This window comes from Streptomyces sp. JJ38 (assembly GCF_019303475.1).
Classification (GTDB): Bacteria; Actinomycetota; Actinomycetes; order Streptomycetales; family Streptomycetaceae; genus Streptomyces.
In genome coordinates, this window is sequence record NZ_JABLSI010000010.1 from 70,049 (window position 1) to 94,457 (window position 24,409).

The following is a 24,409-nucleotide window of genomic DNA, read 5'->3' on the forward strand; positions in this document are numbered from 1 at the left end:
GATCCGGTGCGAGTGGTGGGGCTATGGTGTGAGCGGTCGTTAACCAAGCACCGGGAGGGCATCGCAATGACGCGGTACGGCGAGTTCGTCGAGGTTCGCAGGGACACCGGGACGCACGTGGCGGAGCTGGTGCTGGACCGGCCGAAGGCCATGAACGCGGTCTCGACCGAGATGGCCGCCTCCATCGCCGCGGCCTGCGCCGCCCTGTCGGACGACCGCGACGTGCGCGCCGTCGTGCTGACGTCGAGCAGCGAGCGGGCCTTCTGCGTCGGCGCGGACCTCAAGGAGCGCAACCGGTTCACCGACGCCGAGCTGGGGCGGCAGCGTCCGCACGCCCGGGCCGCCTACACGGGCGTGCTGGAGCTGCCGGTGCCGTCGATCGCGGCCGTGCACGGCTTCGCGCTCGGGGGCGGGTTCGAGCTCGCCCTCTCCTGCGACCTCATCGTGGCGGACGCGAGCGCCGTCGTGGGCCTGCCGGAGGTGTCCGTCGGCGTCATCCCCGGGGGCGGCGGCACGCAGCTGCTGCCGCGCCGGGTGGGTGCGGCCCGGGCGGCCGAGCTGATCTTCACCGCCCGCCGGGTGGCGGCGGAGGAGGCCAGGGCGCTGGGGCTGGTGGACGAGCTCGTGGCCGAGGGCACGGACACCGCGGAGGCGCTGGCGCTGGCCGCCCGGATCGCCGCGAACTCGCCGGTCGGGCTGCGGGCGGCCAAGCGGGCGCTGCGGACCGGGTGGGGCATGGGGCTGTCGGCCGGGCTGGAGGTGGAGGACGCGGCGTGGCGGACGGTGGCGTTCTCCGGCGACCGGGCCGAGGGCGTCGCGGCGTTCAACGAGAAGCGCACGCCGGAGTGGCCCGGAGAGTAACGAGCGGCACACGGTCCGCAGCGCAGAGTGGGGCGTAGGGCCCTAATCTGGGTCGTATGGGTGACGATGCCAGGCTGCGTGCCGTGGTCCGGGTGGCGCAGGCCATGGCCGCGGCCCCGGCCTCCGAGGAGGCCGCCCGGGCCGCGGCGGCCGGGGCGCGGGCTGCGATGGACGGCTCCTTCGCCGCCGTCTCGGTGTGGGAGCGGGCCCGGGGACGGCTGCGGGTGCTGGTGAACGAGGGTGAGCTGGCGCCCGGTGAAGAAACCTTTCCTCGCGACGAGTCGTACCCCGTCCACGACTTCCCCGAGATCGCCGAGTTCCTGCACGAGCGCTGGGCGGGCGGCGAGGGGCCGCAGGCGTGGGTGGAGACGTCGGACCCGTCCTCGGACCCGTCCTCGGAGGCGGGCGCCGAGGCGGGGCCGTACCGGCGCCACCGGTCCGCCACGCTCAGGCGCCGGGGGCGGGGGAGCTGCGTCGTCGCGCCGATCGTGCTGCACGGCCGGGCCTGGGGCGAGCTGTACGTGGCCCGGCCGCCGGGCGTGCCCGGATTCGGCACCGGGGACGCGGAGTTCGCGACGGTGCTGGCCGCGGTCGTGGCGGCCGGACTCGTCCAGCACGAGCGGCTGGAGGAGGTGCGACGCCTGGCGTTCACCGACCCGCTCACCGGCGTCGGCAACCGGCGGTCCGTGGACGTCCGGCTGGAGCGGGCGCTGGAGCGGCACCGGACGGACGGCGACGTCGTGAGCCTGGTCGTCTGCGACCTGAACGGCCTGAAGGAGGTCAACGACACCCTGGGTCACGCGGCGGGCGACCGTCTGCTGGAACGTTTCGGCGGACTGCTGTCCCGGTGTGCCGCGCGGCTGCCCGACGCCCTCGTGGCCCGGCTCGGCGGCGACGAGTTCTGCCTCCTGGCCGAGGGGGCGCCCGCGGACGAGGTGATCGCCGTCGCCGAGGAGCTGTGCCGCCGGGCGGACGAGCTGGAAGGCGGACAGGGGGTCGCCTGCGGCGTGGCCTCGACCGGCGACCCGGTGGGGCCGGTGCACTCCGCCCGCCGGCTGCTGCGGCTCGCGGACGCCGCGCAGTACCGGGCCAAGGCCGCACGCTCGGGAAAGCCCGTGGTGGCCGGGCGCGAGATCGTCCACCTCGCCGACGAGGCCGAGCCGCCCACGGGCGAGCGGCGCCGCTTCCGCGGCCGCTGACCGGTCCCGGGCCACCGCCGGGCCCGGGGCGCCCCGGCCAGGGGGTGACAGGGACGCATTCAGTGCTTAGGGTGCGTGAATATGGATATGCAGAGCAGTGTGGTGGTGGACTCCGCGGGCGTCACCGCGGCCGATGTCCTGGCCGTGGCCCGCGGCGAGGCCCGCGTCGAGCTGGGTCAGGACGCGCTGGCCAAGGTCGCCGAGGCCCGCCGCTTCATCGACGACCTCGCCGCGAAGCCCGACCCGGTGTACGGCGTCTCCACCGGCTTCGGCGCCCTCGCCGTCCGGCACATCAGCCCCGACCTGCGCGCCCAGCTCCAGCGCAACATCGTCCGCTCGCACGCCGCGGGCACCGGGCCCCGGGTCGAGCGCGAGGTCGTCCGGGCCCTGATGTTCCTGCGCCTGAAGACCATCGCCTCCGGCCACACCGGCGTCCGCCCCGAGGTCGTCCAGGCCATGGCCGACGTGCTCAACGCGGGCATCACGCCCGTCGTCCACGAGTACGGCTCGCTGGGCTGCTCCGGCGATCTCGCCCCCCTGTCACACTGCGCCCTCACCCTCCTCGGCGAGGGCGACGCCGAGGGCCCCGACGGCACCGTCCGCCCGGCCGGCGAGCTGCTGGCCGAGCACGGCATCGCCCCCGTCGAGCTGCGCGAGAAGGAGGGGCTGGCCCTCCTCAACGGCACCGACGGCATGCTGGGCATGCTCGTCATGGCCGCCGCCGACCTCGCCCGGCTGTTCACCAGCGCCGACGTCACCGCCGCCCTCAGCCTCGAAGCCCTCCTCGGCACGGACAGGGTGCTCGCCCCCGAGCTGCACGCCGTCCGCCCGCACCCGGGGCAGGCGGCCAGCGCCGCCAACATGCTCAGGGTGCTCGACGGCTCCGGGCTCACCGGCCACCACCAGGACGACGCGCCCCGCGTGCAGGACGCCTACTCGGTGCGCTGCGCCCCGCAGGTCGCCGGCGCGGGCCGCGACACCCTCGCCCACGCCCGCCTGGTGGCCGACCGCGAGCTGGCCGCCGCCGTCGACAACCCCGTCGTCCTGTCCGACGGCCGGGTGGAGTCCAACGGCAACTTCCACGGGGCGCCCGTCGCGTACGTGCTCGACTTCCTGGCCATCGCCTGCGCCGACCTGGCCTCCATCTCCGAGCGCCGCACCGACCGGCTGCTGGACAAGAACCGCTCCCACGGCCTGCCCGCCTTCCTGGCCGACGACCCGGGCGTCGACTCCGGGCTCATGATCGCGCAGTACACCCAGGCGGCGCTGGTCAGCGAGCTGAAGCGACTCGCCGTCCCGGCCTCGACGGACTCCATCCCCTCCTCCGCGATGCAGGAGGACCACGTCTCGATGGGCTGGTCGGCGGCGCGGAAGCTGCGCACCGCCGTGGACAACCTGAACCGCGTCGTCGCGATCGAGCTCTACGCCGCCGCCCGGGCGCTGGAGCTGCGCGCGGCCGAGGGCGGGTCGCCCGCCCCGGCGAGCCGTGCGGTCCTGGACGCCGCCCGCCGTGCCGGGGTCGGCGGCGCCGGACCGGACCGTTTCCTGTCCCCGGACATCGCGGCGGCGGAGGCGTTCGTCCGCGACGGCGGGCTGGTCCGGGCGGCCGAGACGGTCACCGGCCCGCTGGCCTGAGCCGTCGCCGGGTCCGGACGAGGTGCCGGACGCGGAACCGGAGGAGCGGGCGCCCGACGCGGGGCTGCCGCGCTCAGACGCCGACGGGGGAGCGGCGCGCCGCGTGGGCCACCAGGCCCGCGCCCGCCGCGAGGAAGGCGAAACCTCCGACGACGTAGGGCGTGGTGCCGACGGCCCCCGTCTCGGCCAGCCGGGGGCCCTCCCCGCCGGCCGTCGCCGTGCTCGTCCCGGCGGAGGCGGTCTGTGCGGGGCCCGCGGGCCGGGCGTCTTCGGGGTGGCTGCCCGAGGCGTTCGCCGAGGGGATGAACCACACGGCACAGAGCAGGCCGCCCGCCACGGCCGAGGTCACCAGCGTACGGCGGGTTGCGGCCACGGGGGCCTCCTTCGGTCGTGCAAGTGCTGCGTGCGTGGGGGGATACGGGCGGAACACCCGTGCGGACGTGCGGAAGTTGATGTTAGCCATGGCGGCGGGTCGCGGGGAAGTCCCGCCAGGGGTGCCGCCTACTCTCCGAACATGAGCGAACACGACATCCCCCGCTTTGTCCGGCTCCAGGTCGAGGTCGTGCTGGAGGTGGCCGACCCCGGGGCCCTCTCGGCCGCCGCGGCCGAGCACGTCGAGGCCGACGAGTTCATGCCGGACGAGGAGCGCCGGCACGCCGTGGCCGCCGTCGCGGAGGACACGGCCGAGGCCCTGGCGTACCTCGTGGATCCGATCGACCTTGTCAGCGCCGTCCCCGGCGTCGAGCTCGCTCAGGCGTCCTGGAGCAGCGAGCGCGTCGACGACGTCGGTCACCCCGACGCCTGGCCGTTCGACACCCCGGACCCGGCGGAGGACGCCGAGGACGCCGAGGACGCCGGGGAGGCCGCGGCCGCCCGCGCGCCCTCCGCGTAGGTCCGGCCCACCGGATCCGGCCTGACGCACGGGATGTGGCCGACGAACGCCCTGGTACGCGGTACGGGCTGGACCGGAGCGGGTGTTCTGGGCCACAGTTTCCGTCGGGGTGGAACGCGCCACAGACTCCCTTGCGTCTCGTAAGTACGAATGTGAGGGCACATACCCGACATGTGGGGTGGCGATCCGCCTCGTGATCGGGGAGTCCAGGGGTCTGGAAGTGATGGAGAAGCGTGTGAAGACGGTCGGCAAGCGCCGCAAGGGCATAGCCGTGACGGCTGCCCTGCTCAGTGGCGTCCTCGTGCTCAGCGCGTGCAGCGAGGGCGACGGTGGGCAGGAGGGCCCCGGCAAGAGCGAGCGCACGGACGCGGCCTCGAAGAACGGGGAGAAGCCGGATTCCGCCGCGCAGATATCCATCACCCCGGAGAACGGCACGCAGAACGCGGGGATCAACAACGACGCGCAGGTCACCGTCAAGGGCGGCAAGCTGACCGAGGTCACCATGACCGCGGTGGCCGACGGCAGCGGCGTCGAGGGTGAGATCTCCGCGGACGGCACCACCTGGCGGCCCTCCGGCCAGCTGGAGCGGGCGACCGAGTACCGCGTGGAGGCGGTGGCCGAGGACGGCAAGGGCGCGGAGACGACGGAGAACTCGACGTTCACCACCGTCTCCCCGGACAGCAGCTTCATCGGGTACTTCACCCCGGAGGACGGGGACACCGTCGGCGTGGGCATGCCGGTCTCGTTCAACTTCGACAAGGCGATCGAGAACAAGGCCGAGGTGCAGTCCGCGATCGAGGTCTCGTCGACGAGCGACCAGGAGATCGTCGGCCACTGGTTCGGTGACAAGCGGCTCGACTTCCGGCCCCGCGAGTACTGGAAGCCCGGCACGCAGGTGGACGTCAAGCTCTCGCTGGACGGCGTCGAGGCGTCCAACGGCGTCACGGGCGTCCAGGACAAGAGCTTCAGCTTCACCATCGGCCGTTCCCAGGTCAGCACGGTGGACGTCGAGGCCCACACGATGACCGTGGTCCGGGACGGCAAGGAGATCAAGACGGTCCCGATCTCCGCGGGCTCCGAGGAGACTCCGACCTACAACGGCCAGATGGTGATCTCCGAGAAGTTCCGCGAGACCCGGATGAACGGCGCGACGGTCGGCTTCACCGACGACGACGGCGAGGGGGAGTACGACATCCCCGACGTGCCGCACGCGATGCGCCTGTCGACCTCGGGCACCTTCATCCACGGCAACTACTGGGGCGCGCCCTTCGGTGAGGGCAACACCAGCCACGGCTGCGTCGGCCTCCAGGACGTGCAGGGCGCCGAGGACCCGACGACCGACGGCTACTGGTTCTTCGAGAACTCGCTGATCGGCGACGTCGTGACCGTCGTGAACTCCCCGGACAAGGAGATCAAGCCGGACAACGGTCTGAACGGCTGGAACATGTCCTGGTCCGAGTGGGTGGCCGGCTCGGCGGTCTGACGCCGGTCCGCAGGGGACGCGACGCCGCCGCGGCCCGGGTGCTCACCCGGGCCGCGGCGGCGTTCTCGTGCTGTGCCGCACGGTGCGTTCCCGCGCGGTTCGCCCCCGGCGTCAGACGCTCTTCTCCTCGCCCGCCGAGCGGCTCAGGACGTCGGTGGGCGCGGCCGGGCCGGGGCCGGGCTCGGGCCCCAGCAGGCACATCTGCTCGTCGAGCTCGCGGCGCCTGCGCCACCGTGTGTAGCACAGGGCGACGGCGATCCAGCCGACGCCGGTGACGACGCCCGCGACGCCGGCCGAGGTGATGAAGACGAGGCACAGCAGCAGCGCCAGGGCCGGGGTCAGCGGGTAGAAGGGGACCTTGAACGAGGCGAGGACCCCGCGTCGTCGCGCCCGGAAGAGGGCCAGGATCGACGTGATGAAGGTGAGCGTGTAGAGGAACCCGGTGGCGGAGACCGCGAACCGCAGGTTGCCCGCGATCGACATCAGCGTCTGGGCGAGCCCGGCGCACACGATGGCGATGACGGGGACCTGCTTGCTGGAGACGGTCCGGTTGAGCAGGGCGGGAGCCAGCCGGTCCCGGGCCAGCACCATCGAGGCGCGCGAGATGACGATCAGGTTCGCGTTGACGGCGGCCAGCAGGGCGATCAGGACGATGCAGTTCACGATGAACGGGCCCTGGGAGCCGAAGAAGGCGCGGCTGACGTCCACCACGGGCGTCTTTGAGGCGCCGAGCTCGTCCCACGGGATGATCCCGTTCTCGATCAGCAGGAGGCCGGCGTAGAGGATGAAGGAGATGCCGAGGCTCGTCAGGACGGACAGCGGGATGGTCCGGCGCGGGCGCTCGATCTCCTCGGCCGACACCACGATCGCGTCCCAGCCGGTCAGGGCGAGGAAGCCGATGAGCGCCGCCTGCATGACGCCGCTCATGCCGTGGGGCATGAACGGCGTGTAGTTGGCGGTGTCCACATGCGCGGCGCCCACGGCGATGAAGCTCAGCAGGACGATCACGGTGAGGATGAGCGCGACGAACTGCACGGTGCCGGAGAAGCGGATGCCCAGCAGGTTCAGGCCGGTGAAGACGGCGATCACCAGCGCGGAGGCGACGGGTTGGCTCAGGGCGGGGACGAGCAGGTGGAGATAGCTGCCGACCCCGATGCCGACGTAGGAGCTCGCGCACATCCAGGCGCCCCAGTTGGACCAGCCCACGACGGTCGCCACGGACGGTGGCAGGTGGCGCTTGGCGTAGGCGTACGGCCCGCCCGAGTCGTCGTGCATGGAGCTGAGTTCGGCGTAGCACAGGCTGAGGATGAGGGAGGCCCCGAAGGCGATCCCGAAGGCCAGGACGACCGCGGGCCCGGCGAGTCCGCTGGCGGTGCCGCTGAGCACGAAGATGCCGGCGCCGACGATGCCGCCGACTCCGAGAGCCGTGGCTTCCCGGTATCCGATTTTCTGACTGGGTTTCGTCGACAACCTGGTTCCTTCACCTTGCTGGGCCGGCCAGAGCGGAGAGCGCGGCCGTCACCACGGCCTCGGGCGCCGTGCGGAGCGTGGGCCGTGGGTCGGGCGCGAACTGCGGGGAGGGATTGGCCGGGAGGCGGGCGGCCTTCTCCGGGGTGCGCGGGGCGGCCATGGGCCGGTCACCGCCCCGCCGGGGCCGATGCGCCCCACGGCGGCCGCCGGGACCGGGCCGCCCGCATCGCGCCGAGCTCCCGCGCGCCCCACTGCCGGACGAGCCGGGGCAGGCCGACGCGGGCGATGACGATGTAGGCGTCGACCGGGCGCAGCGTCTCGTGGAAGAAGGCGTCGACGGCCCGGTCGCCGCAGCTGGGCAGGTCGCCGTAGAGGGCGTCGAGATTGTCGTAGGCCCCGAGGACGCGCAGGCTGGCGCGGTCGAACTTGTCGCTCTGGCCCAGCCATTCCGCGACGTCGGTGGCGATCAGCGAGACCCGGGGGTCGACGGGGGTGCCGGGGGCGGGCCAGATGTTGCCGGGACCGCAGCCGTTCCGCAGGAGGCGGTACACGACGGGGCTCTCGGTCCGGGCCACCAGGTGGACCGGCCGCGGGGCGTAGGCGAGGCACTCCCGGGCGATCATCCGCGCGTGGACGTGTCCCATGAGGCCACCGCCCTGCGACTCGGGCAGCACGCCGCTGGAGTCCAGGTAGAGGCAGTGGGCGTTGCCGAAGATGCGCCGGTGGTACCCGGTCCAGCCGCAGACGGCGCCGAGCGGGTCCACGAGCAGGCAGAACCTGGAGACCTTCTCGAAGAAGCGCCCCTTCCTGCGGTCGCGCCAGTACGGGGTCATGTCGGCGCCGAACGCCTTGGTGGAGATCTCCACGAGCAGGGCGTAGACGGTGTCCTGGAAGCGCTCGGAGAAGCGGGCGGTGTCGTGCCAGGAGACGTAGGACCAGCCGTCTTTGAGGGGGCGCAGCGACAGCGGGGACGCCGCCGCGTCGCGCAGCACGCTGAGGGAGTTCACGGGCGAGGACACGTCGGGCTCCTTTCGGGGGTGGGGGCACCGGACGGGGGAGGGCCGGGGCCGCCCACCGCGTCGCTCGCGGCGGGCGGGAGGCCGTCGTCACCACACCCGGGCGGAACCGTTCAACGCCGGTCGTCCACGTAGCCGAGGGCGACGTAGATGCTGCGGCGGTCGGCGTCCTCGATGGCCCGGCGCCCGTGCATGACCCGGGTGTTGTCGACGATCGCGACGTCGCCGTCCTGCCAGTCGAGGTCCTCGGTGAGGTCGGCCGTCACCCGCTCGATCTCCTCGATGACCTCCTTTGGGATCTCCTCGCCGTCCGCGAAGGCGATGCGGGGCTTCTCGTAGTGGTAGGACGGCCCGAGGATGCTGTTGGCGAAGGCGATCCGCTCGCCGAAGAGCGTCGGATGCGCCGCCCCCACCCGGTAGACGTAGTGGATCGATCCGTCGTCGCCTGCCCGGACCGTCAGCTGGTCCTCGCCGAAGAGCGCGGCGAGCCCGACGAGGTCGTCGACGGTGATCTCGTCGTCCGGCTTGGCTCCGGACAGCAGGCTGGCGGTCAGGGGCCGCCAGGTCTCCTCGCCGATGTTCCGCGCGTAGACGACGTCCTGGTCCAGGAACAGCCGCCGGGTCTCCTCGGAGAGGTGCTCCCAGACCCGGTAGCCGTCGCAGACCGTGGTCTGGGAGCCGACGCGGGCCGCGCGCTCGCACAGGAACCAGGTGAGGTCGGGCGTCAGCGGGTTGGTGCCGTGCTCGACGTGCAGCCCCACCGCGTCCGTGCCGAGGTCGACCTTCTGGACCGTGGTGCCCGCGCTGAACTCCCGCGCCGGGTCGAGGGTGGTGCGGGTGCACACCGACCGCACCAGAGCGGAGAACTGCTCGACCGAGGGCTCGAAGCCGCGGAGCACCAGATAGCCCGAGGCCGCGAGCCGCTCCAGCAGCCAGTCGCGTTCGACGGTGTCCAGCGGCCGGTTCTCCGTCGCGGTGACGAGAGCGCCGTCCCCGCCGCCGTGCCGTCGGATCTCGAAGTGCTGCCGCATGTCGGTCCTTTCACGATGGACGGGGACGTCGCGCCCGGCCGGGTACGGCCGGCACGGGACTCGTGGGGCCGACGTCGACGGGCGAGGCGGAGTCCGGGGAGCCCGGGGGCCGACGGGAGTTCGGGTTGACCGACGTCACGGGGAAACCGTTCCGTCGGCCGGTACGCGGTACGACGCTCACGTGCGGAAGCCGACCCCGTCGCGGAAGCCGGCGGGGAAGTGCGCGCTTTCGGGGACGTGCGTGCTCAACGCTGTGCCCTCGCGATGTCGGCAGGCCCGCAAACCAGCCCACGGTGCGCGTTCACGGCGGGGAGCGGCTCGAACGGGGACGAGCGTAGTCATACGCCTGACCGCATGACAAGTGCCCGTATTATTAGGGGAGTTGGGCTTACGCGCGCGCGGCGGGCGCGCTGGCCCACGCCCGCCGCGAGCAGTTCGGCCAGGGGATCGGCACGGCGCGACACCCGTGCGGCGCGGATGCCGTACGGGCGCCGTGCCGACGGGAACAGGCGTGTCCGAGCACGAACGCCCCGCCGAGCCGAGCGCCCGGCGGGACTTTCGAAGCCCCCCTAGGCGGAGACCTTCTGGAACTCGGGGACGAAGGCCGCGCAGAAGTCCTTGAGGTCGGCCGGCTTGCGGCTGCTGACCAGCACGTTCGGGCCGTCCTCGCAGCGGACCACCGACGCGTCCTCCCAGCGGGCCCCGGCGTTGCGCAGGTCCGTGCGGACGCTGGGCCACGAGGTGATCCGGCGGTCGCGCACGACGTCCGCCTCGACCAGGGTCCACGAGCCGTGGCAGATCACGGCGACGGGCTTGCCCGTCTCGAAGAACTCGCGCACGAACGCGACGGCCCGCGCGTCCATCCGCAGGAAGTCCGGATTGGCGACGCCGCCGGGGAGCACCAGGCCGTCGTAGTCCTCCACGTCCGCCCGGCCGACCTCCTGGTCGACGGGGAAGGTGTCCGCCTTGTCGAGGTGGTTGAAGGCCTGGATGCTGCCGCCCCGGGTGGACAGCAGGTGCGGCGTGCCGCCCGCGTCCCGCACCGCCTTCCACGGCTCGGTCAGCTCGATCTGCTCCACGCCCTCCGGTGCCACGAGAAAAGCGACCCGCACGTCGTCCACGTCCTTTCTTCGCCGCCCCTGCCTTCCGGGGCGCACTGTCCGACAACGCCCCCCGAGTGCCCCGGGACCGGGCGCGTATGCCCGGTCCCGGCGGACGGCCTCAGCAGATGCGCGGCAGCTGCTCGCCGAGCGGCAGATCGACGACGCGGGTGCCGCCGAACGCCGTCCGGGCGACGACCATGCCCGGGTGCTCGGCCACGCACTCCCCGATCAGCGCCGCACCGGCCCCCTGCGGGTGGGCGCGCATCGCGGCCAGCACCGCGTCGGCCTCCGCCCGGGGGACGACGGCGACGAGTCGGCCCTCGTTGGCCACGTAGAGCGGGTCGAGCCCGAGGAAGCCGCAGGCGTTGGCCACGGCCTCGGGAACGGGGACGGCGCGCTCGCTGAGGACGATCCCGGTGCCCGAGGCGGCGGCGACCTCGTTGAGCGTGGCCGCGACCCCGCCGCGGGTCGGGTCGCGCAGGACGTGCACGTCCCGGCAGGTCTCCAGCATCACGGCGACCAGGCCGCCCAGCGGTGCCGTGTCGCTGACCAGCTCCGGGCCGCCGAACTCCAGCCCCTCGCGCACGCTCAGGATCGTCACCCCGTGCAGCCCGACGGGCCCGCTGACGAGGACCGCGTCGCCGGGACGGGCGCGCTGCGGCCGGATGTCGACGCCCTCGGGGACGAGCCCGATCCCGGCGGTGTTGATGTACACGCCGTCGCCGTGCCCGGCCTCCACCACCTTCGTGTCCCCGGTGGCCACGGTGACCCCGGCGGCCTCGGCGGCTGCCCCGAGCGCCTGGGCGATCCGCCCCACGACGGACAGCTCGGTGCCCTCCTCCAGGATGAACCCGCAGGACAGGTACGCCGCCCGCGCCCCGCTCATGGCCAGGTCGTTGACCGTGCCGTTGACGGCGAGGTCGCCGATGGAGCCGCCGGGGAAGAACAGCGGGCGGACGACGTAGGAGTCGGTGGAGAAGGCCAGCCTGGCCCCGCCCAGGGAGAGGGTGGCGGAGTCCGGAAGCCCCTCCAGCGTCTCGTTGCCGTAGGCGGGGACGAAGAGGTGGCGCAGCAGCTCGGCGGACAGCGCTCCGCCGCCGCCGTGCCCCATGACCACCCTCGGGTGGTCGCGCAGGGGAGCCGGGCAGGACCAGGCGGCCGGGTCCACCACCCCGGCCGCCGTGTCCGTCGCGGTGGTCGTCTCAGCCAAGGGGAGTCGCCTCCTTCGCGGGAGCCGGAGCCGGAGCCGGAGCGGGAGCGGGAGCGGGGGCGGCGGGAGCCGGGGCGGGGGACAGGCGGCGGTAGAGGTAGTACGCGGCGCACGCGCCCTCGCTGGAGACCATCGTGGCGCCCAGCGGGGTGCGGGGCGTGCACCGCGTTCCGAAGGCCTCGCACTCGTGCGGCTTGATCAGCCCCTGCAGCACCTCGCCGCTGCGGCAGGCGGCGGGTTCGGCCGTGCGCAGTCCGGTCACGTCGAAGCGGTGCTCGGCGTCGAACTCGCGGTAGGTCTCGGTGAGCCGCCAGCCGCTGTCCGGGATGGTCCCGATGCCCCGCCAGCTGCGGTCGGTGACCTCGAAGACCTCCTCGATGCGGGCCAGCGCCGCCGCGTTCCCCGCCTCCCGCACGGCCCTCGGGTACGCGTTCTCCACCCGGTGCTCGCCGCGCTCCAGCTGGCGCACGGCGCGCCGCACGCCCTCCAGGATGTCCAGCGGCTCGAAGCCGGTGACGACGACGGGGACCCGGTGGCGCTCGGCCAGCGCGGGGTACTCCTCCGTGCCCATGACGCTGCACACGTGACCGGCGGCCAGGAACGCCTGCACCCGGCAGTGCGGGGCCCGCATGATGGCCTCGATGGCCGGGGGCACCCGCACGTGGGAGACGAGCATGCTGAAGTTGCGCACCCCCAGCCGCCGGGCCTCGTGCACGGTCATGGCGTTGGCCGGTGCGGTCGTCTCGAAGCCGATGCCGAAGAAGACGACCTCCCGGTCCGGGGTGCGGCGGGCGACGTCCAGGGCGTCCAGCGGCGAGTAGACGACGCGGACGTCGCCGCCCTCGCTCCGCACCCGGAACAGGTCACGGTCGGTGCCGGGCACCCGCAGCATGTCGCCGAACGAGCAGAAGACGACTCCGGGGCGGGACGCGATCTCCAGCGCCCGGTCGATCGTCTCCAGCGGTGTCACGCACACCGGGCAGCCGGGCCCGTGGATCAGCTCCAGGGAGTCGGGGAGGAGCTGGTCGAGGCCGTGGCGGACGATCGAGTGGGTCTGGCCGCCGCAGACCTCCATCAGCGCCCAGGGCCGGGTCACCGTGGCCGCGATGTCGTCCAGCAGCCTGCGCGCCAGCGCCGGATCGTGGAACTCCTCGATGTACTTCACCGCGTCGCCTCCTGATCGGGTCGTTCCGTGCCCGCCTCGGCCGCCGCCCGTCCCCAGGCGTCGCCGAACTCCTCCTCCAGCAGCCCCAGCTCCTCGAAGAGCCGCAGCGAGGCCCGCGCCGACTCCTCGTCCAGCCGCTGGAGAGCGAAGCCCACGTGGACGATCACGTACTCGCCCACCCGGGCGTCCGGCACGTAGGCCAGACACACGTCCTTCGTCACGCCACCGAAATCGACCCGCGCCATGCGCGTCCCGTCCCGGTCACCGGTCTCCACGACCCGTCCTGGCACCGCCAGACACATCGGGCGCCCTCCTCATCCTGTCGTCGCCGCCGGGTGTCCCGGCCGTTCCCGGGCGGCGGCCACGAGCTGGCCCAGCGCCAGCCCGCCGTCCCCGGGCGGTACGCGGTGGTGCCGCAGCACCGTGAAGCCGCTCTCCGTCAGGCCCCGGTGGCAGGCCTCGTCCAGCAGCGCGTTGGCGAAGACCCCGCCCGTGAGGGCCACCGTCCGCACGCCCGTCTCGTGCCGCGCCCGGCGGCAGACGGTGACCACCGCGTCCGCCAGCGCCCGGTGGAAGCGGGCCGCCATGACCTCGGCGGGGGTGCCGCGCCGCAGGTCCGCGACGAGGTCCGCCAGCACCGGGGCCGGGTCGAACACCGTGCCGCCGGAGGGTTCGTGGGCCGCCGGGCCGCGCAGGGCGAAGGCGTACGCGGGCGCCGTGCCGTGCGGCCCCGGCCCCTCGCCGCCGTCCCAGGCCCGGGCGGCGGCGGCCTCCAGCTCGATGGCGGCCTGCGCCTCGTAGCCCGAGCGGTGGCAGACGCCGGTCAGTGAGGACACCGCGTCGAACAGCCGGCCCATGCTCGACGTCGGCGCGAGCGCGACGCCGCGCTCCAGCTGGCGGGCCAGCAGCCGCAGCTCGTCCCCGGAGCAGGCCGTGACGCAGGGCAGGTCCGGGTCCCAGCGGAGGCCCGCCGCGCGCAGCCGGGCCAGCGCGGTGCGGCAGGGGTTGGCCACGGCGGCGTCCCCGCCCGGCAGCGGGGCGTAGCTCAGGTGGGCCAGCCTGCGGTAGCCGCCGTAGTCGGCGAGCATCACCTCGCCGCCCCAGACGGCGCCGTCCGCGCCGTAGCCGGTGCCGTCGAAGGCGACGCCGAGCACGGGCGCGGTGCCGTCGAGGCCGTGCTCGGCCATGGCGGAGGCGATGTGCGCGTGGTGGTGCTGGACGAACCGCAGGGCGCGCCCCCCGGCACGGCCCCGCGCCCAGCGTGAGGAGTGGTAGCGCGGGTGCGGGTCGGCGGCGAGCAGCTCGGGCTCGACGCCGGTCAGGTCCCGCAGCCGCCGTTCGACCCGCTCGAAGGCGGCCGTCGCCCCGAGGTCGCCCAGCTCGCCCAGGTGTGGGGAGAACCAGGCCTCGGCCTCCCGGCCCAGGCACAGGGTGTTCTTCAGGTCCCCGCCGACGGCCAGCGCCGGGCGCACCGGCACGGGCAGGGCCAGCGGCGCGGGGGCGTGGCCGCGCGAGCGGCGCAGGACGAGCTGGGAGCCGTCGGGCCGGACCCGGACGACGGAGTCGTCGCAGGGCACGTCGATGCGGCGGTCGTGGGAGAGCCAGGCGTCGGCGATCCCCGCCAGCCGCTCCAGCGCCTCGGCGTCGTCGGTGACGATGGGCTCACCGGAGCGGTTGCCGCTGGTCATGACGAGGACGCGGGGCCCCGGCGGGTCTCCCGGCAGCCCGAACAACAGGTGGTGCAGCGGGGTGTAGGGCAGCAGCACGCCGATGTCCGGGCTGCCGCCGCACACTCCGTCCGCGAGCCCCGGCGCCGCGCCGGGGCCGCGGCGCAGCAGCACGACGGGGCGCTCGGGCCCGGTCAGCACCGCCCGCTCGGCGGGGCTCAGCGGCGCCAGGACGGCGGCCGTCTCCACGTCGGCGCACATGACGGCGAAGGGCTTGCCGCCGCGCGCCTTGCGCTCCCGCAGCCGGGCGACGGCGGCCTCGTCGCCCGCGTCGCAGGCCAGGTGGTAACCGCCCAGCCCCTTGACGGCGACGATCGCCCCCGCGGCCAGCAGCCGCCGGGCGACGACGAGGGCCCGGCCGCCCTCGGCCGGGCGGGCGGCGGTGCCGGCGGCCGGCTCGAACCGCAGCCGCGGTCCGCACACCCGGCAGGCGACGGGCTGGGTGTGGAAGCGGCGGTCCAGGGGGTCGTCGTACTCGGCCCGGCAGGCCGGGCACAGCGGGAAGGGGGCCATCGTCGTCGTCGCCCGGTCGTAGGGCAGCGCGGTGGCGATGGTGTAGCGGGGGCCGCAGTGCGTGCAGGCGATGAACGGGTGCCGGTGGCGGCGGTCGTCCGGGTCGGCGAGCTCCCGCAGGCAGTCGTCGCAGGTGGCGGTGTCCGGCGGAATGCGGGTGCGGCCCTCGCCCGGCTCGGACGGGCGGATGGCGAAACCGTCCTCGCCGACCGGGGTCAGCGGCTCGTGGGTGACGTCGGTGACCTGAGCGAGCGGCGGCGCCTGCGTGCGCAGCAGCCCGCAGAACTCCTCGACGGCCTCCGGCGCGCCCTCCACCTCGGCGGTGACGCCGCCGGAGGTGTTGCCGACGTGGCCGGACAGGGCGAGCTCCGTGGCCAGCCGGTACACGAACGGGCGGAAGCCCACGCCCTGCACCACACCGCGGACGGTGACGCGCCGCCGCAGCGGAGGCTCCTGCCCGGAACGGTCCCCGGGAGCCGGTCGCGGCTCCGGGGCCGCAACCGGCGCCGCGTCCGGGTTCGGCGCCGCGTCCGGGACCGGTTCCGGCGGGTCGGCCGGTGCCCGGCCGGGTGCTGTGGTGATGCCCTCGGTCATACGGCGGCCTCCCGGGGCTCAGGAGCCGTCGGAGGCGGTCTGGAACGCGGCCTCGGCGGGCACGGGCCCGTCGGAGTGCGCGTGCCCCGGCTCGTCCGCGGTGGCGGTGGCGTGGGCGTGCTGGGGCGCCGGCTCGTGGCTGTGCTCGGGCCCGGGCTCGTGGGAGTGGCCAGGCCCGGGCTCGTGGGAGTGGCCGTGCTCGTGGCCGTGTCCCCGGGCGTGCTGCCGGGCCAGGACGGGCTGGTGGGGCCGCACTCCGGCGCAGGTGGCCAGCGCCCGGTCGAGCAGCTCCTCGACGCCCTGCCCGGTGCGGGCCGAGGTCCGCAGGACCTCCACGCCGGGGTTGATCTGCTGGACGTGGGCCGCGAACGCGTCCGCGTCGAACTCGACGGCCTGCGCGAGGTCGGTCTTGGTGAGGACGACGAGCTGGGCGAGCCCGAACGCCGTCGGATACTTGACGGGCTTGTCCTCGCCCTCGGTGACGGACATGAGGACGACCCGCAGGGACTCCCCGAGGTCGTACCCGGCCGGGCAGACCAGGTTGCCGACGTTCTCGACGAACAGCACCCGCGTGTCGCGGGGCAGCCAGCCGGTGAGGTGCCCGCGCACCTGCTCGGCCTCCAGGTGGCACAGTCCGCCGGTGAGCACCTGCTTGACGGGCGCTCCGGAGCGGGCCAGCCGCCGGGCGTCGTTCTCGGTGGCCAGGTCGGCGGTCAGGGCGGCGGCGTGGACGTGCCGCTCACCGGCCCTGGCCAGCACCCGCTCCAGCAGGGCCGTCTTGCCGCTGCCCGGGCTGGACATCAGGTTCACCGCGGTGACGCCGCGGGCGGTCAGCTCGGCGCGCAGCTCCGTGGCCAGGTCGTCGTTCTTCGCGAGCACCGCGTGGCGCAGGTCTACTGTCCGGCACATCAGGGGAGGCCTCCTCGGGGTGGTGGTGGGGTGCCGCCCGTGGCCGCGGCGTCCGGTTCCGGCAGGGTGACGGCGGCGATCTCCAGCTCCCGTCCGGTCAGCAGCCCGGCCGCCGGGCCGCCGCAGTCCGGGCACTCCAGCCGCGGCGGGGAGCCCACGGCGAACGCGCCCGGGCAGCGCGCGCAGCGGGCCCGGGCCGGGACGTCCTCGATCAGCAGCCGCGCGCCGGCCAGGGCCGTGCCCTCGGCGGCCAGTTCGAAGGAGAAGCGGAGGGCGTCGGGCACCACGCCGGCCAGCTCGCCCACGCGCAGGCGCACCGACTCGACCGCCGTCGCCCCGTGCCGCCGGGCCGCCTCGTCGGCGCTCTCGACGACGGCCGTCGCGATCGAGAGTTCGTGCATGGAACGTCACGCTAGGGACCGGTGGCCGCCCGCTCGCGGGACGCGAGCGGCGGGGGCTCCGTTTTCGCCCGGCTAGCCCACGCGTGCGCCCCCGCGCGGACGTACCGGGCGCGTCCGCCGGGCGGGTCGGCGCGCGGTACGGCCACCATCGGGCGGAACCGCGCGGCCCGATGGGGCCGCGTACCGCCCACCCCGGGAGCTTCGATGCGCATCCTGCTTCTCGCCAGCGCCTTCAACAGCCTGACGCAACGGGTCTTCACCGAGCTCGTGGACCGCGGCCACGCCGTCGCGGTGGAGCTGGCCCTGGTGACGGAGCCCGGGGGCGGGCCCGCCGAGGCGGTGCGACGGCACGGGCCGGACCTGGTCGTCGCGCCGATGCTGACGAGCGTCCTGCCGCCCGAGGCGTGGTCGGCCGTGCCGTGCCTGATCGTGCATCCGGGCCCGCCGGGCGACCGCGGCCCCTCGTCGCTGGACCGGGCGCTGACGGACGGCGTGCGGGAGTGGGGGGTCACGGTGCTGCAGGCGGAGGCGGAGTTGGACGCCGGGCCGGTGTGGGCGTCCGCGGCCTTCCCGGTGCCGCCGGGGGTGGGCAAGAGCGAGCTGTACCGGGGCGAGCTGGCGGACGCGGCGGTCGGGGCCGTACTGGAGGCGGTCGGGCGGTTCGCCGCGGGGGAGGGGCCGCGGGGAGCGGCCGCCTGGCCCGGCACCGGGTGGCGCCCGGTGCTGCGGCAGGAGGGCCGTCGCATCGACTGGGAGCGGGACCCGACGGAGGCGGTCCTGCGGCGGCTGCGGGCCGCCGACTCGAGGCCGGGCGTGCTGGACGCGTTCTGCGGCGGCGAGTGGTACCTGCACGGGGGCCACCCGGAGGACGGGCTGCGCGGCCGTCCGGGGGAGCTCCTCGCGACGCGGGACGGCGCGGTGTGCCGGGCGACGGTGGACGGCGCCGTGTGGATTCCGGAGCTGCGCGCCCGGCGCCGTCCGCAGTCGCCGCCGACCTGGCGGCTGCCGGCCACGCTGGCGCTCGGCGAGCGGCTGCCCGCGGACGTGCCCGAGGTGCCCGCCCCGCTGTGGCCCGCCCCCGAGGCCGAGGTGAGCGAGGGGAGCTGCGGCGGGCGGACGTGGAGCGACATCCGCTACGCCGAGGAGGGCTCGGCCGGCTTCCTGCGCTTCGGCTTCCCCGGCGGAGCCATGAGCACCGGCCGGTGCCGACGGCTGCTGGCCGCCTACCGGTTCGCCTGCTCCCGGCCGACGGACGTGCTGGTGCTCGGCCCCGAGCGCGACTTCTTCTCCAACGGCATCCATCTGGGCGTGATCGAGGCCGCGGCCGATCCGGCGGCGGAGTCCTGGGCGAACATCCAGGCCATCGACGACCTGGTGGAGGCGGTCGTGACGACGACCGACCGGCTGGTGGTCGCCGCGCTGCCCGGGAACGCCGCCGCGGGCGGCGTGATGGCGGCCCTGGCGGCGGACGAGGTGTGGTGCAGGGACGGGGCGGTGCTCAACCCGCACTACCGGCTGATGGGGCTGAGCGGCTCGGAGCTGTGGACGTATCTCCTGCCGCGCCGGGTGGGAGCCGAGGCGGCGCGCCGGTTCACCGAGTCCGCCCTGCCGGTGAGCGCGCGGACGGCGCTCGCGGCCGGGCTGGTGGACCGGGTGCTGCCGACCGCGCCGGGGGAGTTCGCGGGGGAGGTGGCCCGGCTGGCCGGGCGTCTCACCCGGTCGGCGCAGCTCTCGGCACGGGTGGCGGAGAAGAAGGCGCTGCGGGAACGGGACGAGGCGCTTCGGCCGCTCGCGCGCTATCGGGCCGATGAGCTGACGGCCATGCGGCGGACGTTCTTCGACCCGCGGGCGCCCTACCACGCGCTGCGCTCGGACTTCGTGCGCAAGGCCCGCCCCGCGCGGACGCCGGAGCACCTCGCGCGCTGGACCTCCGCCGGACACACAGCGTCACGCGTGTCCGATTTGTGAGGGATTGCACAACGTGTCAGCCTGCTTGCGTGGCCGCCCGGGCTGAGCCGGGCCGTGCCCCGCCCGGCTCCCCGGCAGACCGGGTAACGGCCCACGCCGGGCCGCCCCCAGGCCATCAGGCCCAGGTCGAAAGGAAGGCGCCATGACGACCACCGAACCGGCCGCCGAGGTCGCCACCGGAGTGGAGGAGGTCCACATCCTGTGGACCTCCGAGGGCATGAGCTGCGACGGCGACACCGTATCCGTCACCGCCGCCTCCCTCCCCAGCCTGGAGGACGTCGTCCTCGGCGCCATCCCCGGCCTGCCCAAGGTCCACCTGCACAACAAGGTGCTCGCCTACGAGACGGGCGACGACTTCATGCGGGTCTTCCACGAGGCGGCCCGCGGGGAGCTGGAGCACCCGTTCGTCCTCGTCGTCGAGGGCTCCATCCCCAACGAGAACATCAACGGCGAGGGCTACTGGACGTCGATGGGCAACGACCCGGCCACCGGGGAGCCGCGCCCGCTCAACACCTGGCTCGACCTGCTCGCGCCCCAGGCGTTCGCCGTCGTCGCCGTCGGGACCTGCGCCACCTACGGCGGCATCCACGCCATGGCCGGCAACCCGACCGGGTGCATGGGCCTGGCCGACTACCTCGGCTGGGACTTCCGTTCGGCCGCGGGGCTGCCCGTGGTCAACGTGCCCGGCTGTCCCGTCCAGCCGGACAACTTCATGGAGACGCTGACCTGGCTGCTCTACCAGGCCGCGGGCAGCGCCCCCACCATCCCGCTGGACGAACAGCTCCGCCCCACCTGGCTGTTCGGCAAGACGGTGCACGAGGGCTGTGACCGGGCCGCCTACTACGAGCAGGGCGACTTCGCCAAGGACTACAACTCGCCCAAGTGCCAGGTGAAGGTCGGGTGCTGGGGCCCGGTCGTCAACTGCAACGTCACCAAGCGCGGCTGGATGGACGGCGTCGGCGGCTGCCCCAACGTCGGCGGCATCTGCATCGGCTGCACCATGCCCGGCTTCCCGGACAAGTTCATGCCGTTCATGGACGAGCCCCCCGGCGGCAGCGTCTCGTCCGGCCTGCTCAGCAGCACCTACGGCCCGCTCGTCCGTTCCCTGCGCTCCATCACCAACCGCACCGTGAACCACGAACCCAAGTGGCGCCACAACCGGGCCGAGCTGACCTCCGGCTACGCCCCGCGGTGGACGGGCCGCTGAACACCCCGCCGACACCGCGCGAAAGGACCCGCACCCCGTGACGACGACGCAGGCCAGCCCGACGACCGAACAGCGCACCCTGACCGAGGTGGCGTTCGACCCCATCACCCGGATCGTGGGGAACCTGGGCATCTACACGAAGATCGACTTCTCCGCCCGGGAGGTCGTCGAGTGCCGCAGCACCTCCTCCGTCTTCCGCGGCTACAGCGTCTTCATGAAGGGCAAGGACCCCCGGGACTCGCACTTCATCACCAGCCGCATCTGCGGGATCTGCGGGGACAACCACGCCACGTGCTCCGTCTACGCCCAGAACATGGCCTACGGCGTGAAGCCACCGCCGCTCGCCGACTGGATCATCAACCTCGGCGAGGCCGCCGAGTACATGTTCGACCACACGATCTTCCAGGACAACCTGGTCTTCGTCGACTACAGCGAACGCATGGTCAAGGAGACCAACCCCGGCGTCCTGGAGCGGGCCGAGCGCACCCCCTCGCCGCGCGGCGACGTCCACGGGTTCCGGACCGTCGCCGACATCATGCGCTCCTTCAACCCGTTCGAGGGCAGCACCTACAAGGAAGCCCTCGTCTTCAGCCGCCTCACGCGCGAGATGTGCTGTCTGATGGAGGGTCGGCACGTCCACCCCTCCACGCTCTACCCCGGCGGCGTCGGCACGGTGGCGACCCCCCAGCTCTTCACCGACTACCTCGTCCGGCTCACCCGCTGCCTGGACTTCGTCAAGCGCGCCGTCGCCATGAACGACGACGTCTTCGACTTCTTCTACGAGGCCCTGCCCGGGTACGAGGAGGTCGGCCGCCGCCGCACCCTGCTCGGCTGCTGGGGCGCCTTCCAGGACCCGGGCGTCGTCGACTACCGCTACCAGTCGATGAACACCTGGGGGAACGCCATGTTCGTCACCCCCGGCGTCGTCGTCGACAACGAGCTCGTCACCACCGACCTCGTCGACATCAACCTCGGCATGCGCATCATGCTCGGCAGCTCCTACTACGAGGACTGGACGAACGAGGAGACGTACGTCGAACGGGACCCGCTCGGCAACCCCGTGGACAAGCGCCACCCGTGGAACCAGACGACGCTGCCCGCGCCGCAGAAGCGCGAGCTGACCGAGGGCGGCAAGTACAGCTGGGTCATGAGCCCCCGCTGGCTCGACCGACGCACCGGCGACCTGCTCTCCCTCGACACCGGTGGCGGCCCCATCGCCCGGCTGTGGGCCACCGCGCTGGCCGGCCGCGTGGACACCCCCTACGTACGGGCCCGGGGCGGCAGCGTCGAGATCGACCTGCCGAAGACGCCCGGCATGCCCGAGAGCAACCTCCGCTGGACCCCGCCGCCCTTCCCCAACACCATCGAGCGCAACCGGGCCCGGATGTACTTCGTGGCCTACGCCGCCGGCATGGCCCTGCACTTCGTCGACCAGGCCCTCGCGGAGGTGCGGGCCGGACGCACCAAGGTCTTCGAGGACTTCACCGTGCCCGACGAGGCCATCGGCGTCGGCTTCCACGAGGCCGTGCGCGGCGTCCTCTCCCACCACCTGGTGATCCGCGACAAGAAGATCGCCAACTACCACCCCTACCCGCCGACCCCGTGGAACGCGAGCCCCCGGGACATGTACGGGACGCCGGGCCCCTACGAGGACGCCGTACAGGGCTGCCCCATCTTCGAGGAGAACGGCCCCGAGAACTTCAAGGGCATCGACATCATGCGCACCGTGCGCAGCTTCGACCCCTGCCTGCCCTGCGGCGTCCACATGTACCTGGGCGGCGGACGCACCCTGAGCCAGACGCACTCGCCCACCTTCGGCCAGCACCTCTAGGGAGCCCTGATGACCTGGGACGACGCGCGGGCGCGGGAGACCGTCGGCCGCGCCGAGGAACTGCTGTCCGGCCTCGACGCACTCCCCGACAACCGGGCCGCCGCCCGCGCCCGCGAGACGGTGGAGACCCTCGTCGCCCTCTACGGCGAGGCCCTCGCCCGCGTCCTGGCCCACCTCGGCCAGGACGCGGCGAGCGCACGGAAGCTGGCCGACGACGAGCTCGTCGGCCACCTCCTCCTCGTCCACGACCTGCACCCCGACCCGCCCGGCGCGCGCGCCCGCCGCGCGCTCGACGCCGTCCGCGAGCACCTCGCCGGGCACGGCGTCGACCTGGAGACGACGGAGCTCACCGACGAGACCGCGCGGGTGCGCCTCACCGGCACCCCGCGCGGCTGCTCCGCCCCCGCCGAACCGCCCGAGCAGACCGTGCGGGACGCCCTGGCCGGAGCCGCCCCCGACCTCGTCCGCGTCGAGGTCGAGACGGAGCCCGCCCCGGCCGCCGAACCGGCCGTGATCCCGGTGGACTCCCTCTTCCGCCGCCCCGGCCCCGCCCGCGACACGGCGGCCGACGAGGTGTCCCACGCATGAGCGGCGCGACCGCCCCCGGCACCTCGAAACTGCGCACGGTGGCCCGCCGGGCCACGGGCCGGGACCCCCGCGCCCCCGGCCAGGGCCCGGCGGCCGAGCGCTGCGACCTGTGCGCCGAACCCCTCGACCCCGAGCACCGGCACCTCCTCGACCTGCTCTCCGACGCGGTCTCCTGCGCCTGCCGTCCCTGCTCGCTGCTCTTCGACCACCAGGAGGCCGGGGGCGCCCACTACCGGCTGCTGCCGCGGCGTCGGCTCCGCCTCGCCGGCCAGCCCATCGACGACGCCCTGTGGGCCGCCCTCGGCGTCCCCGTCGAGCTGGCCTTCTTCACCCGCGCCGGGAGCTCCGGCGACGTCACCGCCCGTTACCCCAGCCCCCTCGGCACGCTGCGGGCCACGACCGACCCGGGCGTCTGGGCGCGCGTCACGGCCGCCCACCCCACCCTGGCCACCCTGGAGGACGACGTCGAGGCGCTGCTCGTCCACCGCGCCGGGGAGCGGCCCGAGCACTGGCTGCTGCCGCTGGACGACTGCTACCGCCTCGCCGCCCTCGTCCGCGCCCACTGGACGGGGCTGGGCGGCGGCGCCGAGGTGTGGCGCCACGTCGGCGCGTTCTTCGACGAACTGCGGGTACTCCCGGAGCACAGCGGCCCCGACACCGGCAGCACAGCACAGGAGGCGACATGGGTATCTCCGTAGGCCGACCGGACGTCAGCCTGGACGCCGCCGCCCACGTGGGCGGCGTCCGGCGGGGCAACGAGACCGGCGGCTACAAACACCAGAGGGGACACCGGGACGACGAGCGCAGCACCGCCCGCCGCTCCACCGGCATCTCCGCCCGGCACCACGAACCCGTCCAGCCCGACATGCCCAACCTGTCCCCGGCATGACGGCCCCGGAGCGGACGACGGCCGCCACGCCCGACATCCCCGACCTGAGCTTCGCCGTCACCGGCGTCGCTCAGGAGCGGTTCGCCGCGGTGCCCACCCTGCGCTTCGGCCTGGACATCGGCAGCGACGGCGTCCCCGTCCGCTCCGTCAGCCTCACCGTCGCCGTCCGCATCGACGTCGTCCGGCGCCGGTACGACCCGGCCGAGCAGCGCGCGCTCGCCGAACTCTTCGGCGTCGCCGAGCGGTGGGGCACCACGCTCCACCCGCTGACCTGGACCCAGTTCACCGTCCAGGTGCCCGGCTTCACCGACGACACCCACGTCGACCTCGTCCTCCCCTGCGGCTACGACAGCGAGATCGCCGTCACCAAGTACCTCTCCGCCGTCCGCGACGGGGAGGTGCCGCTGGACTTCCTCTTCAGCGGCACCGTCTTCTACACCGGCGCCGACGGCAGGCTGCTGACGGCCCGCGTCTCCTGGTCCAAGGACGCCACCTTCGGGCTTCCGGCCGAGCTGTGGCACGAGCTGATCGACCGCTACTACCCGCAGAGCCCCTGGCTGCGGCTCTCCCGTGAGACCTGGGGGCGGCTCGCCGCCTACCGGGAGCGGCACGTGCTCACCGGCTGGGACGAGACCGTCCGCGGCCTGCTCGACCAGGCCGGCGCCCCGGCCGCCGGCGACGGAGCCGCCACCCGCTGACGCCCGCCCGCCGACCCCG

24 protein-coding genes are annotated in these 24,409 nt (G+C 74.2%); 12 read left to right on the forward strand and 12 right to left on the reverse strand.

What is annotated here, in order from left to right:
* Positions 1-66: 66 nt before the first annotated feature.
* The 3 genes from HPT28_RS07380 (at position 67) to hutH (ending at position 3,695) form a co-directional block, all read left to right on the forward strand.
* Positions 67-861 (forward strand): enoyl-CoA hydratase/isomerase family protein, encoded by a 795-nt coding sequence (locus HPT28_RS07380; RefSeq protein WP_219090133.1) that lies wholly within the window; start codon positions 67-69, stop codon positions 859-861.
* A 56-nt stretch (positions 862-917) separates the two neighbouring features.
* Positions 918-2,060 carry a GGDEF domain-containing protein gene (locus HPT28_RS07385; RefSeq protein ID WP_219090134.1) on the forward strand — a complete coding sequence of 381 codons (1,143 nt, stop codon included), beginning with the start codon at positions 918-920 and terminating at the stop codon, positions 2,058-2,060.
* An 81-nt stretch (positions 2,061-2,141) separates the two neighbouring features.
* Entirely contained in the window at positions 2,142-3,695 is a 1,554-nt protein-coding gene (hutH, locus tag HPT28_RS07390) for a histidine ammonia-lyase (RefSeq protein WP_219090135.1), read from the forward strand.
* Between the two features lie 73 nt (positions 3,696-3,768).
* On the opposite strand, the gene HPT28_RS07395 is transcribed toward hutH, so the two are convergent.
* Complete coding sequence (locus tag HPT28_RS07395) at positions 3,769-4,068, reverse strand: hypothetical protein (RefSeq protein ID WP_219090136.1); 300 nt, start codon at positions 4,066-4,068, stop codon at positions 3,769-3,771.
* Positions 4,069-4,209: 141 nt separating this feature from the next.
* On the opposite strand from HPT28_RS07395, the gene HPT28_RS07400 reads away from it, so the two are divergent.
* Both HPT28_RS07400 and HPT28_RS07405 read left to right on the forward strand, forming a co-directional pair.
* Positions 4,210-4,587 (forward strand): hypothetical protein, encoded by a 378-nt coding sequence (locus HPT28_RS07400; protein ID WP_219090137.1) that lies wholly within the window; start codon positions 4,210-4,212, stop codon positions 4,585-4,587.
* A 223-nt stretch (positions 4,588-4,810) separates the two neighbouring features.
* Positions 4,811-6,070, forward strand: coding sequence for an Ig-like domain-containing protein (locus tag HPT28_RS07405; protein ID WP_219090138.1), 1,260 nt, complete (start codon positions 4,811-4,813; stop codon positions 6,068-6,070).
* A gap of 111 nt (positions 6,071-6,181) precedes the next feature.
* Here HPT28_RS07405 and HPT28_RS07410 read toward each other — a convergent pair whose 3' ends face one another.
* The 11 genes from HPT28_RS07410 to hypA all read right to left on the reverse strand — a co-directional run bounded on the left by HPT28_RS07410 (position 6,182) and on the right by hypA (position 17,209).
* Complete coding sequence (locus tag HPT28_RS07410; RefSeq protein WP_219090139.1) at positions 6,182-7,540, reverse strand: APC family permease; 1,359 nt, start codon at positions 7,538-7,540, stop codon at positions 6,182-6,184.
* A gap of 10 nt (positions 7,541-7,550) precedes the next feature.
* Entirely contained in the window at positions 7,551-7,700 is a 150-nt protein-coding gene (locus HPT28_RS07415) for a hypothetical protein (protein WP_219090140.1), read from the reverse strand.
* Positions 7,701-7,707: 7 nt separating this feature from the next.
* Positions 7,708-8,559, reverse strand: a complete 852-nt coding sequence (locus tag HPT28_RS07420; RefSeq protein ID WP_219090141.1) for a hypothetical protein — start codon at positions 8,557-8,559, stop codon at positions 7,708-7,710.
* Between the two features lie 110 nt (positions 8,560-8,669).
* Positions 8,670-9,587 (reverse strand): TauD/TfdA family dioxygenase, encoded by a 918-nt coding sequence (locus HPT28_RS07425; protein ID WP_219090142.1) that lies wholly within the window; start codon positions 9,585-9,587, stop codon positions 8,670-8,672.
* A 569-nt stretch (positions 9,588-10,156) separates the two neighbouring features.
* Positions 10,157-10,699: a type 1 glutamine amidotransferase domain-containing protein gene (locus tag HPT28_RS07430; RefSeq protein ID WP_219090143.1), complete on the reverse strand. Its 543-nt coding sequence runs from the start codon at positions 10,697-10,699 to the stop codon at positions 10,157-10,159.
* 109 nt (positions 10,700-10,808) lie between these two features.
* Positions 10,809-11,900, reverse strand: a complete 1,092-nt coding sequence (gene hypE, locus HPT28_RS07435) for a hydrogenase expression/formation protein HypE (RefSeq protein ID WP_306824590.1) — start codon at positions 11,898-11,900, stop codon at positions 10,809-10,811.
* Positions 11,893-13,065: a hydrogenase formation protein HypD gene (gene hypD, locus HPT28_RS07440; RefSeq protein WP_219090144.1), complete on the reverse strand. Its 1,173-nt coding sequence runs from the start codon at positions 13,063-13,065 to the stop codon at positions 11,893-11,895. The genes hypE and hypD overlap by 8 nt, the downstream gene beginning before the upstream one ends.
* Complete coding sequence (locus tag HPT28_RS07445) at positions 13,062-13,367, reverse strand: HypC/HybG/HupF family hydrogenase formation chaperone (RefSeq protein ID WP_219090145.1); 306 nt, start codon at positions 13,365-13,367, stop codon at positions 13,062-13,064. The genes hypD and HPT28_RS07445 overlap by 4 nt, the downstream gene beginning before the upstream one ends.
* Before the next feature lie 12 nt (positions 13,368-13,379).
* Complete coding sequence (hypF, locus tag HPT28_RS07450) at positions 13,380-15,899, reverse strand: carbamoyltransferase HypF (protein WP_219090146.1); 2,520 nt, start codon at positions 15,897-15,899, stop codon at positions 13,380-13,382.
* Positions 15,900-15,917: 18 nt separating this feature from the next.
* A complete protein-coding gene (gene hypB, locus HPT28_RS07455) occupies positions 15,918-16,808 on the reverse strand; it encodes a hydrogenase nickel incorporation protein HypB (protein ID WP_219090147.1) in 891 nt (296 codons plus the stop codon).
* A complete protein-coding gene (gene hypA, locus HPT28_RS07460; protein ID WP_219090148.1) occupies positions 16,808-17,209 on the reverse strand; it encodes a hydrogenase maturation nickel metallochaperone HypA in 402 nt (133 codons plus the stop codon). Before hypA ends, hypB begins: the two co-directional genes overlap by 1 nt.
* A gap of 204 nt (positions 17,210-17,413) precedes the next feature.
* Here hypA and HPT28_RS07465 point away from each other — a divergent pair, with 204 nt between their 5' ends.
* From HPT28_RS07465 to HPT28_RS07495, 7 genes are all read left to right on the forward strand, one after another.
* Positions 17,414-19,177 (forward strand): hydrogenase maturation protein, encoded by a 1,764-nt coding sequence (locus HPT28_RS07465; RefSeq protein WP_219090149.1) that lies wholly within the window; start codon positions 17,414-17,416, stop codon positions 19,175-19,177.
* A gap of 142 nt (positions 19,178-19,319) precedes the next feature.
* Positions 19,320-20,384, forward strand: coding sequence for a hydrogenase expression protein HypE (locus tag HPT28_RS07470; RefSeq protein ID WP_219090150.1), 1,065 nt, complete (start codon positions 19,320-19,322; stop codon positions 20,382-20,384).
* Positions 20,385-20,421: 37 nt separating this feature from the next.
* Positions 20,422-22,215: a nickel-dependent hydrogenase large subunit gene (locus HPT28_RS07475; protein ID WP_219090151.1), complete on the forward strand. Its 1,794-nt coding sequence runs from the start codon at positions 20,422-20,424 to the stop codon at positions 22,213-22,215.
* A 9-nt stretch (positions 22,216-22,224) separates the two neighbouring features.
* The gene (locus tag HPT28_RS07480; protein WP_219090152.1) at positions 22,225-22,803 is read left to right on the forward strand and encodes a NifU family protein; all 579 of its coding nucleotides are present in this window, start codon (positions 22,225-22,227) and stop codon (positions 22,801-22,803) included.
* Entirely contained in the window at positions 22,800-23,501 is a 702-nt protein-coding gene (locus HPT28_RS07485) for a DUF5947 family protein (protein WP_219090153.1), read from the forward strand. Before HPT28_RS07480 ends, HPT28_RS07485 begins: the two co-directional genes overlap by 4 nt.
* Positions 23,486-23,692, forward strand: a complete 207-nt coding sequence (locus tag HPT28_RS07490) for a hypothetical protein (protein ID WP_219090154.1) — start codon at positions 23,486-23,488, stop codon at positions 23,690-23,692. The genes HPT28_RS07485 and HPT28_RS07490 overlap by 16 nt, the downstream gene beginning before the upstream one ends.
* On the forward strand, positions 23,689-24,390 hold the full coding sequence (locus HPT28_RS07495) for a DUF6084 family protein (RefSeq protein WP_219090155.1): 702 nt from the start codon (positions 23,689-23,691) through the stop codon (positions 24,388-24,390). Before HPT28_RS07490 ends, HPT28_RS07495 begins: the two co-directional genes overlap by 4 nt.
* Positions 24,391-24,409 lie beyond the last annotated feature (19 nt).

What these genes read in the sequence shown, in the direction of transcription:
- HPT28_RS07380 (WP_219090133.1), top strand. Translation starts at nt 67, where the DNA reads ATGACGCGGTACGGCGAGTTCGTCGAGGTTCGCAGGGACACCGGGACG.
- HPT28_RS07385 (WP_219090134.1), top strand. Translation starts at nt 918, where the DNA reads ATGGGTGACGATGCCAGGCTGCGTGCCGTGGTCCGGGTGGCGCAGGCC.
- hutH (WP_219090135.1), top strand. Translation starts at nt 2,142, where the DNA reads ATGGATATGCAGAGCAGTGTGGTGGTGGACTCCGCGGGCGTCACCGCG.
- HPT28_RS07400 (WP_219090137.1), top strand. Translation starts at nt 4,210, where the DNA reads ATGAGCGAACACGACATCCCCCGCTTTGTCCGGCTCCAGGTCGAGGTC.
- HPT28_RS07405 (WP_219090138.1), top strand. Translation starts at nt 4,811, where the DNA reads ATGGAGAAGCGTGTGAAGACGGTCGGCAAGCGCCGCAAGGGCATAGCC.
- HPT28_RS07415 (WP_219090140.1), bottom strand. Translation starts at nt 7,700, where the DNA reads ATGGCCGCCCCGCGCACCCCGGAGAAGGCCGCCCGCCTCCCGGCCAAT.
- HPT28_RS07425 (WP_219090142.1), bottom strand. Translation starts at nt 9,587, where the DNA reads ATGCGGCAGCACTTCGAGATCCGACGGCACGGCGGCGGGGACGGCGCT.
- HPT28_RS07445 (WP_219090145.1), bottom strand. Translation starts at nt 13,367, where the DNA reads ATGTGTCTGGCGGTGCCAGGACGGGTCGTGGAGACCGGTGACCGGGAC.
- hypF (WP_219090146.1), bottom strand. Translation starts at nt 15,899, where the DNA reads ATGACCGAGGGCATCACCACAGCACCCGGCCGGGCACCGGCCGACCCG.
- hypB (WP_219090147.1), bottom strand. Translation starts at nt 16,808, where the DNA reads ATGTGCCGGACAGTAGACCTGCGCCACGCGGTGCTCGCGAAGAACGAC.
- hypA (WP_219090148.1), bottom strand. Translation starts at nt 17,209, where the DNA reads ATGCACGAACTCTCGATCGCGACGGCCGTCGTCGAGAGCGCCGACGAG.
- HPT28_RS07465 (WP_219090149.1), top strand. Translation starts at nt 17,414, where the DNA reads ATGCGCATCCTGCTTCTCGCCAGCGCCTTCAACAGCCTGACGCAACGG.
- HPT28_RS07470 (WP_219090150.1), top strand. Translation starts at nt 19,320, where the DNA reads ATGACGACCACCGAACCGGCCGCCGAGGTCGCCACCGGAGTGGAGGAG.
- HPT28_RS07480 (WP_219090152.1), top strand. Translation starts at nt 22,225, where the DNA reads ATGACCTGGGACGACGCGCGGGCGCGGGAGACCGTCGGCCGCGCCGAG.
- HPT28_RS07485 (WP_219090153.1), top strand. Translation starts at nt 22,800, where the DNA reads ATGAGCGGCGCGACCGCCCCCGGCACCTCGAAACTGCGCACGGTGGCC.
- HPT28_RS07490 (WP_219090154.1), top strand. Translation starts at nt 23,486, where the DNA reads ATGGGTATCTCCGTAGGCCGACCGGACGTCAGCCTGGACGCCGCCGCC.
- HPT28_RS07495 (WP_219090155.1), top strand. Translation starts at nt 23,689, where the DNA reads ATGACGGCCCCGGAGCGGACGACGGCCGCCACGCCCGACATCCCCGAC.